The sequence below is a fragment of the Pseudomonas sp. 43mfcvi1.1 genome, from assembly GCF_900115935.1.
In the GTDB taxonomy this organism is placed as follows: domain Bacteria; phylum Pseudomonadota; class Gammaproteobacteria; order Pseudomonadales; family Pseudomonadaceae; genus Aquipseudomonas; species Aquipseudomonas bijieensis.
In genome coordinates this window covers 1-15,638 of sequence record NZ_UETT01000014.1, presented here as the reverse complement: position 1 = coordinate 15,638, position 15,638 = coordinate 1, and the positions used below count along the sequence as shown (strand labels likewise).

Below are 15,638 nucleotides of genomic sequence, written 5' to 3'. Positions count from 1 at the left end.
ATGAGCGAATTGATCCGAGTCGAGAACCTGCGCGTGGTCGCCTGTGGCGAGCGCAGCGAGGTGGATATCGTCAAGGGCGTGAGTTTCTCCCTGGAGAAAGGTGAAGTGCTGGCGTTGATTGGCGAGTCCGGCTCCGGCAAGACCACCATCGCCCTGGCGCTGCTTGGTTATGCCCGGCGCGGTTGTCGCCTGGCCGGTGGCGTGGTGCAGATTGGCGAACACGACATGCTGGCGTTGAGCGAAGGCGAGCTGCAAGGCCTGCGTGGCAACCGGGTGTCGTACATCGCCCAGAGCGCGGCGGCGGCGTTCAATCCGGCCAAGAGGCTTATCGACCAAGTGGTGGAAGGTGCGCTGATCCACGGCCTGGGCAATCGGGCGACGCTCGAAGCCAAGGCCATCGAACTGTTTCGCGACCTGGCGCTGCCAAACCCCGAGCGCATCGGCCGGCGCTATCCCCATCAAGTCTCCGGTGGACAGTTGCAGCGGGTGATGGCGGCCATGGCGCTGATCAGCGATCCGCTGCTGGTGGTGCTCGATGAGCCGACCACGGCCCTCGATGTGACCACCCAGATCGACGTGCTGCGGGCCTTCAAGCGTGTGGTGCGCGAGCGGGGTGCGACGGCGGTCTACGTCTCCCACGACCTGGCCGTCGTGGCACAGATGGCCGACCAGATCGTGGTACTCAACGGCGGGCAGATCTTCGAACACAGCGCCACTGCGCCGCTGCTCAAGGGCCCGGCCCACGCCTACACCCGCAGCCTGTTGGCGGCGGCGCGGCCGGACACGACGATTCGCCCGCCCTGCGGTGTGGCCGAAGACACGCCGCTGCTGACCATCCAGGGTTTGACCGCCGGCTACGGCAACAAGGATCAGCACGGCATGCCGGCGATCCGGGTGCTGGAAGGCATCGACCTGACCGTGCGCAGGGGCCAGGCCATCGGCGTGATCGGCGAATCGGGTTCAGGCAAATCGACCCTGGCACGGGTGGTGGCGGGGCTGTTGAGCCCGGCCCTTGGCGGGCTGACCTTCGATGGCCAGCCACTGGGGGGCAGCCTGTCCGAACGCACGGACGAACAGTTCCGGCGTATCCAGATGGTGTTCCAGAACGCCGACACCGCGCTGAACCCGATGCACAGCATCAGCACCATCCTGAGCCGGCCGCTGAAGATGTATTTCGGCCTCAAGGGTGCGACGCTGCGCGAGCGTATCGGCGAGTTGCTCGACCTGGTGCGTCTGCCACGGGAGCTGGCCGAGCGCCGCCCGAGCGAGCTCTCCGGCGGACAGAAGCAACGGGTCAACCTGGCCCGGGCGCTGGCGGCCAAACCGGATCTGATTCTCTGCGATGAAGTGACCTCGGCGCTGGATACCGTGGTCGGCGCGGCGATCCTTGAACTGCTGCGCGACCTGCGCCAGCAACTGGGGGTGTCCTACTTGTTCATCAGCCACGACATCTCCACGGTGCGGGCGCTGTGCGACGACATCGTGGTGATGTACAGCGGCCACAAAGTCCAGGCGGGCCCCCGGCAATCGTTCGCCCAGGCGCCGTTCCATCCCTACACCGACCTGCTGATCCATTCGGTGCCGGAGCTGCGCCAGGGCTGGTTGGAAACCTGTGGCGCCACGACCTGCGGCACGCTGCCGCCGTTGGGGGCGCGAGCCGAGGTGCCTGACCTGTGCACCTTTCTCAATCGCTGCCCGATGCGGGTCGACGGCCTGTGCAACCACACTGCGCCGCCTCGGCGGATTATCGATGGCGGCAGCGAGGTGCTTTGTCATCACGACAGTGCCGAGCTGCTCAAGTGCCAACAGGATTCAAACAGCATGATCGTGGGAGCCTACGCATGAATGCGCGTTTCGTGAGGTTGGCCGAACAGGGCCGGCCCATCGTCAAATTGAAAGTCGATGGCGTCCCCATCGAGGCGTTGCAGGGCGACACGCTGATGGTCGCGTTGCTGACCCATGGCCCGGCGTTGCGCCAGTCGGAATTCGATCCGGGTAGCCGCGCTGGCTTCTGCCTGATGGGCGCCTGCCAGGATTGCTGGGTCTGGACTCGCAGCGGCGAACGCCTGCGGGCCTGCTCCAATGAAGTACGCGAAGGGCTGGACATCATCACTCAACAACCGGAGGCGATATGGCCACTGCGCGGCTGAACACCCATCGAGTCGTCATCGTCGGCGCCGGACCGGCCGGCGTCCGGTGTGCCCAGACCTTGGTGGCGGCGGGCTTCAAACCGATCCTGATCGACGAAAATCGTCGCGATGGCGGGCAGATCTACCGGCGTCAACCTGAAGGGTTCACCCGCAGCTACACGACGTTGTACGGCACCGAGGCGGACAAGGCCCGGGACCTGCACGAAAGCTTCGACCGCCTGCGCCCGCAGATCGACTACCGTCCCGACACCCTGGCGTGGAACCTGACGCCCGGGCAGTTGTGCTGTGTCAGCCAGGGGCTGCACACAACGGTGGACTATGACGCGCTGATCCTTTGCACGGGTGCCACCGACCGCCTCATGCCCATCGAAGGCTGGCAACTGGGCGGCACCTACAGCCTCGGCGGGGCGCAGATTGCACTCAAGGCCCAGGCGGTTTCCATCGGCCACCGCGTGGTGTTCATGGGCAGCGGGCCGTTGCTGTACCTCGTTGCCAGTCAATACGTAAAAGCCGGGGCCACTGTTGCCGCGGTGCTGGACACCTCGCCCCTGGGCTTGCGGATCAAAGCCTTGCCCAAACTCATGGCGCGCCCGGGATTGCTGTTTACCGGCATGAAGCTGTTGGCCCAGCTGTATCGGGCGAAGATCCCGGTGCACCTGGGCATTTCGCCGCTGCAAGTGCTTGGTGAGGCAGTCACCGGTGTCAGTGGCGTACGAGTACGCACCGCGAACGGGGAAACCTTGACGGTGGCGTGCGACGCGGTGGCGCTGGGTTATCACTTGCGGCCGGAAACCCAACTGGCTGACCTGGCAGGCTGTCGCATGCGTTTCGACGAGGCCTCAGGGCAATGGTGGTTGGAGGTGGACGAAGAGGGCCGGACCTCGGTCAGCGGTGTCTACGCCGCCGGCGATGGTTCGAAGATCCGTGGCGCCGATGCCGCCGAGCATGCCGGGCGCCTGGTTGCCCTGGCGTTGTTGCGCGATCTGCAACTGCCGGTGGACCCCGCACAGGTCGCCGAGCAGCGCCAGGCGCTCAAAGTCATGGATGACTTTCGCCTCGGCCTGGCCCAGGCATTTCCCTGGCCCGCCGCGCAAGCCAAGGCCTTGCCGGACGAGGCCATCGTCTGCCGTTGCGAAATGATCAGCGCCGGCGAGTTGCGTCGCACGGTCAGCGAAAAGGGCGCCTGTGAAGTCAATCGGGCCAAGGCTTTCAGCCGGGTCGGCATGGGCCGTTGCCAGGGGCGCTATTGCTCCCAGGTCGGTGCCGAAGTGATTGCCGCGGCAGCGGGTGTCCCTGTGCAGGAGGTGGGACGCCAGCGCGGTCAGGCACCGGTCAAACCGCTTTCGATGCTCACTCGGGAGGTGGCGCCATGACGCTGAATAAAGCCGACGTAGTAATTGTCGGGGGTGGCTTGATGGGCTCGGCGGCGGCGTTTTTTCTGCGGCAGCGCGGGCAGTCGGTGATCCTGCTGGAGCGTGACCAGATCGGTCAGTACGCCAGCGGCGTGAATTTCGGCAACGTGCGGCGCCAGGGGCGGTTCCTCGGGCAACTGGAACTGGCGAACCGTTCCTGGGCGCTGTGGAAACGCCTGCCGGAGCTGATCGACGACGATCTGGAGTTCATCGCCAGCGGGCATATGCGCGTGTGCTATCGCGAGGATGAAATCCCCGAGCTCGAAGCTTATGCGGCGGCACCGGAGGCGGCGCAGCTGGACTTGCAGATCTATCGCGGCAGCGAACTGCATGCGCGTTTTCCGTTTCTCGGCAAGGACGTCAAGGGCGGCTCCTATGCACCCCACGACGGTCACGCCAACCCGCGCCTGGCGGCCCCGGCGTTTGCCCGGGCGGCCCGACGCCTCGGTGCGCGCATCGAGGAGCGGACTGAGGTGGCGGAGGTGCAGAAGGTCGGTGATGGATTCAGCATCAGCACCACCGACGGTCGCCAGTTCAGCGCCGGCCAACTGTTGATTACCGCAGGCGCCTGGGGCCAGAAGCTTTCGGCTCAGTTCGGCGAGCCGGTGCCCCTGGAGACCAACGGCCCACAAATGGCCGTCACCGAACCGGTGCCTTATGCCTTGCCGACGGTGATCGGGGTGTACACCAAGATTCCCGAAGAGGTGATCTATTTCCGCCAGATCCCCCGGGGCAATATCGTCATCGGCGGTGGCTATCGCAGCAAGCCGGACATGCTCAACCGCCGGGCCTATGTCGAGCCGCGCAGCATCCTCAATCAACTGGACCAGATGCGCCGGTTGCTGCCGGGTGTCGGCAATCTCAACATCATTCGCGTGTGGAGCGGCATCGAAGGCTACCTGCCCGATTCCCTGCCGGTAATGGGCCCCAGTGGCAACGTCGACGGTTTGTACTATGCCTTCGGTTTCTGTGGTCATGGCTTCCAGCTCGGCCCGGGCGTCGGCGATGTCATGGCTGAACTGATCAGCACCGGCAGCACTCGAACTTCCATCGAGCCGTTCTCCATCCGCCGGTTCGCCCTTTCCGCCGAGCAACGGAGCAAGGCCTCATGAAACCCCGCGTGCTAGCCATTTTCGAACGCCTGCTGGCGTTTGAAACGGTCTCCTCAGAATCGAACCTGGCCCTGATCGAATACGTGCGCGAGCTGTTGCTGGGCAAGGGCATCGAGTCGCTGATCGTCAAGGATGAAAGCGGCAAGAAGGCCAACCTGTTCGCCAGCACCGGCCCGCGTGAATTGCCTGGGATCCTGCTGTCCGGGCACACCGACGTGGTGCCCGCGGCGGGGCAGGCCTGGACCGTCCCGGCGTTCCAGGCGACCGTGCGGGACGGGCGGGTCTATGGGCGTGGCAGTTGCGACATGAAGGGTTTCATCGCACTGGCCATCGACGCCATGCTCGATGCCGCCGACCATCCCTTGAACCGGCCACTGCAACTGGCGCTCTCCCACGACGAGGAGATCGGTTGCCTCGGCGTGCGTCGCTTGCTCGACGTGCTGCACCTGGCGCCGGTGCGGCCGTTTCTGTGCGTGATCGGCGAGCCGACCAACATGCAGTTCGTGCTTGGCCACAAGGGCAAGGGGTCCTATCGCACTTACTGTCGTGGCCTGGAGGCGCATTCGTCATTGGCGCCGCGCTCGGTCAATGCGATTCACGTGGCCTGCGATTTCATCGCCGCGCTGCGCCAGAGCCAACAGCAATTGCAGGCGCAGGGCGCCCAGGACGCGGATTACGACGTGCCCTACAGCACCGTGCATGTCGGGCAGATCGTCGGCGGCAAGGCACTGAACATCGTGCCGAACCTGTGCACCCTGGATTTCGAAGTGCGCAACTTGCCGGCCGATAACCTGGACTTGTTCCTGGAACAACTGCGTGAGCAGGCCGAAGCGATCGTGCGTGAAGCCAAGAAACTCTCCAGCGTCGCGGACATCGAGATCGAAACTCTGAACGTCTACCCGGGTCTTGACACCCATCCGAGTGTCGAGGCGGTGCGCTTCCTGAAAAACTTCGCCGCCCCGGACACTGGCACTGCCAAGGTCTCTTTCGGCACCGAAGGCGGCCTGTTCAAGCAGCGCCTGGATGTGCCCGTGGTGGTCTGCGGCCCGGGCTCCATCGAACAGGCGCACAAGCCTGACGAGTTCATCGAAATCAGCCAGATGGAGGCGGGGGAGCGGTTTTTGGACGGGTTGCTGGGTTCCTTGAAAATCTAAGCCATACACAGAACAAAATGTGGGAGTACGCCTGTGGGAGCAAAGCTTGCTCGCGATGAACGATGACACGGTCTTGATCAATGTCGCCTGATGCACCGCAATCGCGAGCAAGCTTTGCTCCCACAGGGTTTGGTGTTTAGCCTGGGGCCTCGGTAGAGCCTGCCGTCCCACCTCGAAACTTCAGCATCCAACACTGCCCAAACCCCGCTTTCAGCATCCTGCCCCGTGGCATCTCCCTAGACTGGAACTACCTCGGAACAGGACGCGACCATGCTAAAGAATCAATTGAAAGACCCCAGCCTGTTGGCAGAACTCGCTTATGTCGACGGTCAGTGTATCGGCGCCGACAATGCGGCCACCCTGGATGTCATCGACCCGGCGACCGGTGAAGTGCTGGCCCGGGTACCGGCCATGCAAGGCGTGGAAACCCGCCGCGCCATCGAGGCCGCCGAGCGTGCCTGGCCGGCCTGGCGCGCGCGTCCGGCGGCTGAGCGTGCGGTGCTGCTGGAGCGTTGGTACCAGGCCATGATCGACAACCTCGACGACCTGGCGCTGATCATGACTCGGGAACAGGGCAAGCCGCTGAACGAAGCCAAAGGCGAGATCCGCTATGGAGCCGGCTTCGCCAAATGGTTTGCCGAAGAAGCCCGCCGGGTTTATGGCGAAACCATTCCGGCGCCCAGTGGTGACCGTCGCTTGCTCACGCTCAAGCAACCGGTGGGCGTCTGCGCCGCGATCACCCCGTGGAATTTTCCCAATGCAATGATCACTCGCAAATGCGCACCCGCCCTGGCGGCGGGTTGCCCGGTCATTGTCAAACCCTCCGACCTGACGCCTTTGTCAGCCTTGGCCTTGGCCGTTCTGGCTGAGCGGGTCGGGATTCCGGCCGGGGTGTTCAACGTTGTCACCGGCCTGCCGGCCGGCATCGGCGAAGAACTGACCGGCAACCCGACGGTGCGCAAGATTTCCTTTACCGGTTCCACCGCAGTCGGGCGGCTGCTGATGCGCCAGAGCGCCGAACACATCAAGCGCCTGAGCCTGGAACTGGGCGGCAACGCACCGTTCATCGTGTTCGACGACGCTGACCTGGAGCAGGCGGTGGCCGGAATCATGCTCAGCAAGTTCCGCAACGCCGGCCAGACCTGCGTCTGCGCCAACCGCATCCTGGTGCAGGACGGCATCTACGAGCGCTTCGCCGCGCGGCTGGTGGAAGAGGTGGGCAAGCTCAAGGTCGGCAATGGTCTGGAGGCTGACGTGACGATCGGCCCGCTGATCAACCCGGCCGCCGTGAGCAAAGTCGCCCGGCACATCGACGATGCGTTGAGCCAGGGCGCGCGCCTGCTCTGTGGCGGTGTTCCCGAGGGCGACAGCCAGTTCGTCCAGCCCACGGTGCTGGGTGAGGCCCACGCCGGGATGTTGCTGGCCAACGAAGAAACCTTCGGCCCGGTCGCGCCGCTGATGCGCTTTACTACCGAGGAGCAGGCCCTGGCCCTGGCCAATGCCACGCCGTATGGCCTGGGCGCTTATTACTTCACCCAGGACCTGCGTCGTTCATGGCGCTTCGGCGAGGCGCTGGAATTCGGCATGGTCGGGCTCAACACCGGGCTGATCTCCATGGAAGTCGCCCCGTTTGGCGGCATCAAACAGTCGGGCCTGGGCCGTGAAGGCAGCAAATATGGTCTGGACGAATACCTTGAAGTCAAAGCCTTCCATATCGGTGGGCTGTGATGCGGCCAGCGCTTGGACAGACATTAGGGAGCCATGATTGATGAGCAAACCATTTCGCATCGCCGCCATCGCCGGCGACGGTATCGGCAAGGAAGTCCTGCCGGAAGGGCTGCGAGTCCTGGAGCAGGCCGCGAAAAAGTGGCAGTTGTCGCTGGACATCGAAGTGCTCGATTGGGCCCACTGCGATTACTACCTGGAGCACGGGCAAATGATGCCCGCCGACTGGTTCGAACAGCTCAAGGGCTTCGACGCGATCTACTTCGGTGCCGTGGGCTGGCCGGACAAGGTGCCGGATCACATCTCCCTGTGGGGCTCGTTGCTCAAGTTTCGTCGTGACTTCGACCAATACGTGAACATTCGTCCGGTGCGCCTGTTCCCGGGTGTGCCGTGTCCGTTGGCCGGGCGCGAAGCGGGGGACATCGACTTCGTGGTGATCCGTGAGAACACCGAGGGCGAATATTCGTCGGTCGGCGGCAAGATGTTCGAAGGCACCGAACATGAGTTCGTGCTGCAGGAGTCGGTGTTCACCCGGCGCGGGGTCGACCGGATCCTCAAGTTCGCCTTCGACCTGGCCCAGACTCGACCGCGCAAACGCCTGACGGCGGCGACCAAGTCCAACGGCATCTCCATCAGCATGCCGTATTGGGACGAGCGCACGGCGTTGATGGCCGCGCAGTACCCGGATGTGCAGTGGGACAAGCAACACATCGACATCCTCTGCGCGCGCTTCGTGTTGCAGCCGGATCGTTTCGATGTGGTGGTGGCGTCGAACCTGTTCGGCGACATCCTCTCCGACCTGGGCCCGGCCTGCGCCGGCACCATCGGCATCGCCCCATCGGCCAACCTCGATCCGTTGCGGCGCTTCCCGTCGCTGTTCGAACCGGTGCATGGTTCGGCCCCGGATATCTATGGGCAGAACATCGCCAACCCGATCGCGATGATCTGGTCCGGTGCGTTGATGCTGGACTTTCTGGGTAACGGCGATGAGCGTTATCGCGCGGCCCATGACGGGATTCTCACGGCCATCGAGCGGGTGATCGCCCAAGGGCCTATCACCCCCGACCTGGGTGGGCAGGGCTCGACCCAGGATGTTGGCCGGGCCATCGCCGCCGCGCTCTGAGATTTAGCCAGGCATGGACGCCTGCCTCACCTGTGACCCCTTTGCCCGCTCACACTGCGGGCTTTTTTTTTGCCGCCAGATCATGTCCACCATGGTTCCCCTGTGGGAGCGAGCTTGCTCGCGATAGCGTTGGGTCTGCTTGCGATGGTGTTGGATGTGCCGCCGTCATCGCGAGCAAGCCCGCTCCCACATTTGATCTGGGACGCCCTTCGGTTTTGCGGCTGGCGCAGGTCCACTGTGGGAGCGAGCTTGCTCGCGATAACGTTGGGTCTGCTTGCGATGGTGTTGGACGTGCCGCCGTCTTCGCGAGCAGGCTCGCTCCCACATTTGATCTGGGGCGCCCTTCGGTTTTGCGGCTGGCGCAGGTCCCCTGTGGGAGCGAGCCTGCTCGCGATAGCGTTGGGTCTGCTTGCGATGGTGTTGGATGTGCCGGCGTCATCGCGAGCAGGCTCGCTCCCACATTTGATCTGGGACGCCCTTCGGTTTTGCGGCAGGCGCAGGTCCACTGTGGGAGCGAGCTTGCTCGCGATAGCGGTGGATCAGCTTGCGATGATGTTGGATGTGCCGCCGTCTTCGCGAGCAGGCTCGCTCCCACATTTGATCTGGGACGCCCTTCGGTTTTGCGGCAGGCGCAGGTCCACTGTGGGAGCGAGCTTGCTCGCGATAGCGGTGGATCAGCTTGCGATGATGTTGGATGTGCCGCCGTCTTCGCGAGCAGGCTCGCTCCCACATTTGATCTGGGACGCCCTTCGGTTTTGCGGCAGGCGCAGGTCCACTGTGGGAGCGAGCTTGCTCGCGATAGCGTTGGGTCTGCTTGCGATGTTGTTGGATGTGCCGCCGCCATCGCGAGCAAGCCCGCTCCCACATTTGATATGGGGCGCCCTTCGGTTTTGCGGCTGGCGCAGGTCCACTGTGGGAGCGAGCCTGCTCGCGATAGCGGTGGATCAGCTTGCGATGATGTTGGATGTGCCGCCGTCATCGCGAGCAGGCTCGCTCCCACATTTGATCTGGGACGCCCTTCGGTTTTGCGGCTGGCGCAGGTCCACTGTGGGAGCGAGCCTGCTCGCGATAGCGGTGGATCAGCTTGCGATGATGTTGGATGTGCCGCCGTCATCGCGAGCAGGCTCGCTCCCACATTTGATCTGGGACGCCCTTCGGTTTTGCGGCTGGCGCAGGTCCCCTGTGGGAGCGAGCCTGCTCGCGATAGCGGTGTGACTGTCGTACGCCGGATTATTTGACGACGTAGACCTTGCGTACATAGACGCTGCTCTTCCAGGCACACGGCGCATTCAGGGGCACGAACACCGTATCGCCAGTGTTGACCGTCAGGTTGCTGCCATCGGCGGCTTGCAGGGTGACGCTGCCTTCGAGCAGGTGCATCAATTCGTGCAGTTTGTGCGGTCGTGACCGGCGGGTGTAGGGCGTCGAGTCCCAGATGCCGATGCGCAGGTTGCTCGCCTCTTCGACAAACAGATTGTGGGAACGACATTGCGGTGGCGGGCTCAGCAGGATCTCGTCGTCGGGTGGCGCAGAGGGTGAGAGCAGGGTGTGGGCGGGGAGCGCCGTGAGCCCGGGATGAGGTTCTTCGACCAGTTGGGTGTCGGCGCAGAAGGCCCAGAGCGACCCGGGCTGCGCTTCGACCTTAAGCGCCGTCCCTCGACCGATCACCGCGCTTTCACCCGGCGTGAGCTGCAGCGTCTGCCCCTGACTGCTCAGGATTACCGCGCCGGCATGCACCACGATTGTCTCACTGAAGGGGTATTCATCGACGCTGAACCGTCCACTTGCGCGGACCACGCCGGCTGCCATGCCATCCGCCCCGGCATAGGCAATGAGTCGGTCGAATGGATCCTTGGCTGCCAGTGAGCCCGGCGTGAATGGGGTGGAAGCTAGGCTGCCATCGGCGTGTGCCAACAGCACTGGGGTGGGTTCGAGCATGAAGATGATTCTCCAGGGAAGCGTTGAAGGAAATAGGGTTCGTTTCAGCCAATGGCCTGGGTCACCGGCGCAAATTGTCGAACCGCACCGGTAGTCTGCGGGGGCGTGCCCCGTGCCATTTGGGCGACGGTGTCGACCTGCTTGAGCCCGACCTTTTCCAGCCAAGGGGCCAGGCCACTGTTCGAGGGAATGTCGATGCGAACGAATGCGTCCGGCACTTCGGCCAGCAGCACGGCGATCAAGTGCTGGGCCTGTTCCAGGTTCTGGGCGATGACCGGGCCAATGCAGCGGCCACGGCCGAAGGGGCGCAGCAGGGCGAAGGCGCACAGGTGACCGTCGCGCTCGATACCCACTGAATGTTCAACGACGTCGAACAGGTCATTGAGTACGACAGTGCGCTCCAGCCCGCTCCCGGCATTGGCCAGTTCGATCAACTCGGCGCGGTCGGCTTCGCCCAGCACGCGGCAGCTTTCGCCGGCGGCCAGTTCCTGCGGGGCCGGCACTTGCGCGTGCCCTTGATGCTGCTGGATATGCCCAAAATCGACGAATCCCTGGCTGGCATACAGCGGGGCACCGGCCAGCGTCGCGTTGAGAATGGCGGTGCGCGATCCGCAGGCCTCGATGGCCAGTTCCATCAGTTTGCGACCGATGCCCTGGCCCTGGTACTCGTCGTCGACGATCACCAGGCCAATGGTGGCGTAGTTCCCCTGGGCGCAGGTGAACGCCGTTCCGATCAAACGGCCCTGGTCTTCCACGACAAACCCCTGGGCGACTCGCTGCAACATCGCCCAGTCTTCCAGGCGATGGGGCCATTTCAACTGCACGGACAAGGCATGGGCCGCAGGCACGTCGGTGGCGGTCATGGCGCGATAGAAGTAAGTAGGGCGTTGCGAAATGGACATGGCAGATCACCATAAAATAAGGGACGAAATCGGGTGGATTTGTGCGCTGAAAGTCTGTGTATCTCACCTGCAACCGGGCCTGGCAAGCGTGGCAAATCGATTCGGTATCTTCCGTAAGCAACGGCTCTGCCGGCCACATTTCTTGCTCAAATCAGACGTTTGGCCAGCAGTAAATACCGGCGCGGTTTTTCGCCGTTCAGATCGAAACCAACGGCCACCGAGGGCTCAATAGCTGCGCTCACGGTCAACCAACCCAAGCATCGATTCGCCTCGTTGATGCCGGCGAATATTCTCCAGCAACACGCCAAATGCACTCTCGGGTTGGGTCATCGCTGCGATATGCGGGGTCAGCAGTATCTGCGGGTGATGCCAGAAAGGATGCTCCGGCGCTGCCGGTTCCTGTTCCAGCACGTCGAGCACTGCGGCGCTGAGTTGGCCGTCGGCGAGTGCTTCAAGCAGATCCGCTTCCACCAGATGCCCACCCCGGCCCATGTTGACCAGCGCCGCACCCTTGGGCAGTTGCTGGAACAGCTGGCGGTCGAGGATCCCTCGGGTCTGCTCGGTCAACGGCAGGACGCACAGGACAATGTCGCACTGGCCGAGAAAGGCCGGCAATTGCTCGTCGCCGGCAAAGCACGCGACCCCATCGAGGCGATGCTCGCTGCGGGCCCAACCCGACAAGGCAAAGCCAAAGGTCTTCAAGGTGGCGAGTATCTGTCGCGCCTGTAAACCCAGGCCCATGACGCCCACCCGGCGCTGGTGCGCGGGCACCAGGCGATGTGCCTGCCAGCAGCGTTCGGCCTGTTGCTGGCGATAGCGCAACATGTCCCGGTGCAGGCTGAGCACGGCGAAACTGGCGTACTCGCACATGCCCTGGCTGATGCCCGGGTCGAGCAGGCGCACCACCGGCAGCGTTGTTGGCAAGCGACCGAGGTCGAGCTGATCGACACCGGCTGACAGGGCGAACAGCACCTGCAGATTCGGCAACAGCGTTTCGAGCTCGTCCGGGGCCTGCCAGGCTGCCAGGTACTGGATATCCCGCGGGTCGCCAATGTCTGGCCAGGCACGCCATTCGATGTCCGGCGCGTGTTCGGCGAACAGGCGCCGCCAGTGTTCGCCGCGTACCGGGTCAGCTTTATAGAGCAGGGCCATGGGTCACTTCTCGCCTGAAATCAAGGAGCTCCTAGCATGCCTCAACGCCAGAGCAGGATCTGTCGAAAGGGCTTGCGTAGCAGCATCAGGCTGCGTTGCAAGGCGCCTCCTGCGGCAGATTCCATGGGAGTGGAATGCCTCTGGAGGATTCTGCTGTTTGCCGGGGTGTAAACAGTCGATCCGGATTTCTCAGCGGCCAAGTTCGGCTTAGACAATCGCGTCGAACCCTTAACCTGTGAACACACCGCAACCGCTTCCTGGGGGCGAGGCTCACGATGGGAAATGCCATGAACAGTAAAGTCGAAGAAACTCCAAGTCTGCTCCGTCAGCGTGATCGATTCGTGCCACGTGGCCTGGTCACCGCTCACCCGTTGGTCATCGACAGGGCCCAGGGCTCGGAGTTGTGGGATGTGGACGGCAAGCGCTACCTGGACTTCGTCGGCGGCATCGGTGTGTTGAACATCGGCCACAATCATCCCAAGGTCGTCGCTGCGGTGCAGGCCCAGTTGCAGAAAGTCTCCCATGCCTGCTTCCAGGTGGTGGCCTACAAGCCTTACCTGGACTTGGCCCAGCGCCTGTGCGAGATGATCGGCGGCCAGGAGCACTACAAAGCAGCCTTTTTCACCTCCGGCGCCGAGGCGGTGGAAAATGCCGTGAAGATCGCCCGTGCCCACACCAACCGCTCGGCGGTGATCGCCTTTCGCGGTGGCTTCCATGGCCGGACCTTGCTCGGCACCACGCTGACCGGCATGAGCCAACCGTATAAACAGAATTTCGGTCCGTTCGCGCCGGAGGTCTTCCACACCCCGTACCCGAATGCCTATCGCGGTGTCACCAGCGCGATGGCGTTGCAGGCGCTGGACGAGCTGTTGGCCACCCAAGTGGCGCCCGAGCGGGTCGCGGCGATCATCATCGAGCCGGTGCAGGGCGATGGCGGTTTCCTGGCAGCACCCGCCGAATTTTTGCAGGGCCTGCGCGCATTGACGCAAAAGCATGGCATTGTGTTGATTCTCGATGAAATCCAGACCGGTTTCGGCCGCACCGGCAAATGGTTCGGTTTCCAGCACGCGGGCATTCAGCCGGACCTGGTCACGGTCGCCAAGAGCCTGGCCGGTGGCTTGCCGCTGTCGGGTGTGGTCGGCAAGGCCGAGATAATGGACGCACCGCTGCCCGGTGGCCTGGGCGGCACCTACGGTGGTAACGCGCTGTCGTGCGCGGCGGCGCTGGCAGTGATCGAGGCATACGAGCAAGAGCAACTGCTGGCCCGTGGCGAAGTTCTGGGTGAGCGTCTGCGCCAGGGCCTGTTGCGCCTGCAAGCGCGCTACCCGCAGATTGGCGATGTGCGCGGCAGCGGTTTCATGTTGGCGATCGAATTGGTCAAGCATGACGAGGCACGCACCCCGGACGCCGACCTGAACCAACGCCTGATCGACGAAGCCCGCGCCGGTGGCTTGCTGGTCATCAAGTGCGGGGTGTACCGCAACGTCTTGCGCTTCCTGGCACCGTTGGTCACCAGCGAAGCACAGATCGACGAAGCGTTGCAGATTCTCGACGCCGCACTGGCCCGGGTCGTGGGCTGAAACGCCTGGCATGGGCGTTTGCCAAGGCAAGCGCCCATGCCACTAATGGAGCGCGAGTGATGGACATCATCGGAGGCTTTACCCATGAGGCTGACTGAATATCGAGCGTTGTTGATCGACTGCGATGAGGTTCTGGTGGATCGCGACGCTGGCGTCTGGACGGCCTTGCAGCCGCTATTGGAAAACCATGCCGACTCACCGGACAAGACCCGGGTTCTGGCCGAGTTCGACGAGGTGCTGCGGGCCCTGTATCCGCGCTTCGGCGAGCTGGGCTTCAGTGGGTTGCTGTGTTTCGCTCACCGCCAGTTGGCTGAACGCTGGAAGCTCAAGGTCAGTTGGGAGGAGGGCATGAGCTTTGCTCGCTCGGCCGCCGGCTGGACGCTGTTCGAGGATGCGCCAGGGGCGATGCTCTACCTGCGCAAGTTCTATCGCCTGCTGGTGCAGGGGGATCGTGATGCCGAGGACCGGGGTGCCCTGTGCGAGCGCCTGGGCATCGAGCCGGATGATTTCATTTCCCTGGCGAGCGACCCGTTGCAGGATCGCGATTGGTTGCTGGCCAACGATCTGGATGCCGAAGCTATCCTACAGATAACCCGTCCTGGCGCCCGTCCACGGGAGGTCGGGGCGGTTTGCCTGATCTGCCGCAGCAGCGAAAACCCGTCCACGCCCTGTGCGGCGGACTATTGCATCAACAGCATGGCTGATCTGGTGGCTCAGCATCAGCTGTCCTTACGACGCTGATTTTGTTAGAAGATTGTCTTACGAACGGCAGGCAAGAGGTATGCGATGGAAGGTTTAGCGAAACTGGACCGGATCGACATCAGCATTTTGGTAGAGCTTCAAAAAGACGGTCGCATGACCAACGTCAGCCTGGCCGATGCCGTGGGCTTGTCCGCCAGCCCATGCCTGCAACGGGTCAAACGGCTGGAGTCGTTGGGGTACATCTCCAGCTACAAGGCCCATCTGAACCTGGCCAAGATCACCGACTCGGTGACGGTCTTCACCGAAGTCACCCTGAGCGACCACAAGCGCGAGGACTTCGCCAAGTTCGAATCCAACATCCGCCTGGTGGATGAAGTACTCGAATGCCACCTGATCAGCGGCGGCTATGACTACCTGGTGCGGTTCATGACCCGCAGCATCCAGGACTATCAGGACGTGATGGAAAGTTTGCTGGACAAGAACATCGGCATCTCCAAGTATTTCAGCTACATCGTCATCAAGTCACCGGTGCGCAAGGACGAGATTCCGTTGCGCAAGTTGTTGCGGCATTGAAGCCGAGACCTATCCAGGAACAACTGTGGGAGCAAGTTCGCTCCCACACTTGATCTCTGGTGTACGCAACCCCTATGTCCACCGCCAACCCTTGTGGGAGCGAGCTTGCTCGCGA

13 protein-coding genes are annotated in these 15,638 nt (G+C 63.3%); 10 read left to right on the top strand and 3 right to left on the bottom strand.

All coding sequences use genetic code 11. From position 1 onward, the window contains the following. The 7 genes from DTP52_RS23500 (at nucleotide 1) to DTP52_RS23470 (ending at nucleotide 8,676) form a co-directional block, all read left to right on the top strand. Nucleotides 1–1,845, top strand: coding sequence for an ABC transporter ATP-binding protein (locus tag DTP52_RS23500; RefSeq protein WP_109755490.1), 1,845 nt, complete (start codon nucleotides 1–3; stop codon nucleotides 1,843–1,845). Further along, entirely contained in the window at nucleotides 1,842–2,150 is a 309-nt protein-coding gene (locus DTP52_RS23495; RefSeq protein WP_109755489.1) for a (2Fe-2S)-binding protein, read from the top strand. Before DTP52_RS23500 ends, DTP52_RS23495 begins: the two co-directional genes overlap by 4 nt. Further along, the gene (locus DTP52_RS23490; RefSeq protein ID WP_109755488.1) at nucleotides 2,132–3,523 is read left to right on the top strand and encodes an NAD(P)/FAD-dependent oxidoreductase; all 1,392 of its coding nucleotides are present in this window, start codon (nucleotides 2,132–2,134) and stop codon (nucleotides 3,521–3,523) included. Before DTP52_RS23495 ends, DTP52_RS23490 begins: the two co-directional genes overlap by 19 nt. Continuing rightward, entirely contained in the window at nucleotides 3,520–4,674 is a 1,155-nt protein-coding gene (locus DTP52_RS23485) for an FAD-binding oxidoreductase (RefSeq protein ID WP_109755487.1), read from the top strand. The genes DTP52_RS23490 and DTP52_RS23485 overlap by 4 nt, the downstream gene beginning before the upstream one ends. Then, nucleotides 4,671–5,828: an acetylornithine deacetylase gene (gene argE / locus DTP52_RS23480; RefSeq protein ID WP_109755486.1), complete on the top strand. Its 1,158-nt coding sequence runs from the start codon at nucleotides 4,671–4,673 to the stop codon at nucleotides 5,826–5,828. Before DTP52_RS23485 ends, argE begins: the two co-directional genes overlap by 4 nt. A gap of 270 nt (nucleotides 5,829–6,098) precedes the next feature. Beyond that, nucleotides 6,099–7,556 (top strand): NAD-dependent succinate-semialdehyde dehydrogenase, encoded by a 1,458-nt coding sequence (locus tag DTP52_RS23475; protein ID WP_109755485.1) that lies wholly within the window; start codon nucleotides 6,099–6,101, stop codon nucleotides 7,554–7,556. Nucleotides 7,557–7,596: 40 nt separating this feature from the next. Further along, entirely contained in the window at nucleotides 7,597–8,676 is a 1,080-nt protein-coding gene (locus tag DTP52_RS23470) for a tartrate dehydrogenase (protein WP_109755484.1), read from the top strand. Between the two features lie 1,230 nt (nucleotides 8,677–9,906). Here DTP52_RS23470 and DTP52_RS23455 read toward each other — a convergent pair. The 3 genes from DTP52_RS23455 to DTP52_RS23445 form a co-directional block, all read right to left on the bottom strand. Beyond that, nucleotides 9,907–10,614, bottom strand: a complete 708-nt coding sequence (locus DTP52_RS23455; protein ID WP_109755481.1) for a cupin domain-containing protein — start codon at nucleotides 10,612–10,614, stop codon at nucleotides 9,907–9,909. A 44-nt stretch (nucleotides 10,615–10,658) separates the two neighbouring features. Beyond that, nucleotides 10,659–11,516 carry a GNAT family N-acetyltransferase gene (locus tag DTP52_RS23450; protein ID WP_109755480.1) on the bottom strand — a complete coding sequence of 286 codons (858 nt, stop codon included), beginning with the start codon at nucleotides 11,514–11,516 and terminating at the stop codon, nucleotides 10,659–10,661. Between the two features lie 225 nt (nucleotides 11,517–11,741). After that, nucleotides 11,742–12,668: a glyoxylate/hydroxypyruvate reductase A gene (locus DTP52_RS23445; RefSeq protein WP_109755479.1), complete on the bottom strand. Its 927-nt coding sequence runs from the start codon at nucleotides 12,666–12,668 to the stop codon at nucleotides 11,742–11,744. A 287-nt stretch (nucleotides 12,669–12,955) separates the two neighbouring features. Between DTP52_RS23445 and gabT the strand changes: the two genes are divergently transcribed. The 3 genes from gabT to DTP52_RS23430 all read left to right on the top strand — a co-directional run bounded on the left by gabT (nucleotide 12,956) and on the right by DTP52_RS23430 (nucleotide 15,523). Next, the gene (gene gabT / locus DTP52_RS23440) at nucleotides 12,956–14,248 is read left to right on the top strand and encodes a 4-aminobutyrate--2-oxoglutarate transaminase (protein ID WP_109755478.1); all 1,293 of its coding nucleotides are present in this window, start codon (nucleotides 12,956–12,958) and stop codon (nucleotides 14,246–14,248) included. Between the two features lie 84 nt (nucleotides 14,249–14,332). Continuing rightward, a complete protein-coding gene (locus tag DTP52_RS23435) occupies nucleotides 14,333–14,989 on the top strand; it encodes a 2-haloalkanoic acid dehalogenase (protein WP_109755477.1) in 657 nt (218 codons plus the stop codon). 45 nt (nucleotides 14,990–15,034) lie between these two features. Beyond that, nucleotides 15,035–15,523: an Lrp/AsnC family transcriptional regulator gene (locus DTP52_RS23430; RefSeq protein ID WP_003203167.1), complete on the top strand. Its 489-nt coding sequence runs from the start codon at nucleotides 15,035–15,037 to the stop codon at nucleotides 15,521–15,523. Nucleotides 15,524–15,638: the final 115 nt, after the last annotated feature.

Bases quoted from the DNA above. Each gene is read 5' to 3' on its own strand.
- DTP52_RS23455 (WP_109755481.1), bottom strand. From the start codon at position 10,614: ATGCTCGAACCCACCCCAGTGCTGTTGGCACACGCCGATGGCAGCCTA.
- DTP52_RS23500 (WP_109755490.1), top strand. From the start codon at position 1: ATGAGCGAATTGATCCGAGTCGAGAACCTGCGCGTGGTCGCCTGTGGC.
- DTP52_RS23475 (WP_109755485.1), top strand. From the start codon at position 6,099: ATGCTAAAGAATCAATTGAAAGACCCCAGCCTGTTGGCAGAACTCGCT.
- DTP52_RS23495 (WP_109755489.1), top strand. From the start codon at position 1,842: ATGAATGCGCGTTTCGTGAGGTTGGCCGAACAGGGCCGGCCCATCGTC.
- DTP52_RS23490 (WP_109755488.1), top strand. From the start codon at position 2,132: ATGGCCACTGCGCGGCTGAACACCCATCGAGTCGTCATCGTCGGCGCC.
- DTP52_RS23450 (WP_109755480.1), bottom strand. From the start codon at position 11,516: ATGTCCATTTCGCAACGCCCTACTTACTTCTATCGCGCCATGACCGCC.
- DTP52_RS23470 (WP_109755484.1), top strand. From the start codon at position 7,597: ATGAGCAAACCATTTCGCATCGCCGCCATCGCCGGCGACGGTATCGGC.
- DTP52_RS23435 (WP_109755477.1), top strand. From the start codon at position 14,333: ATGAGGCTGACTGAATATCGAGCGTTGTTGATCGACTGCGATGAGGTT.
- DTP52_RS23445 (WP_109755479.1), bottom strand. From the start codon at position 12,668: ATGGCCCTGCTCTATAAAGCTGACCCGGTACGCGGCGAACACTGGCGG.
- argE (WP_109755486.1), top strand. From the start codon at position 4,671: ATGAAACCCCGCGTGCTAGCCATTTTCGAACGCCTGCTGGCGTTTGAA.
- DTP52_RS23485 (WP_109755487.1), top strand. From the start codon at position 3,520: ATGACGCTGAATAAAGCCGACGTAGTAATTGTCGGGGGTGGCTTGATG.
- gabT (WP_109755478.1), top strand. From the start codon at position 12,956: ATGAACAGTAAAGTCGAAGAAACTCCAAGTCTGCTCCGTCAGCGTGAT.
- DTP52_RS23430 (WP_003203167.1), top strand. From the start codon at position 15,035: ATGGAAGGTTTAGCGAAACTGGACCGGATCGACATCAGCATTTTGGTA.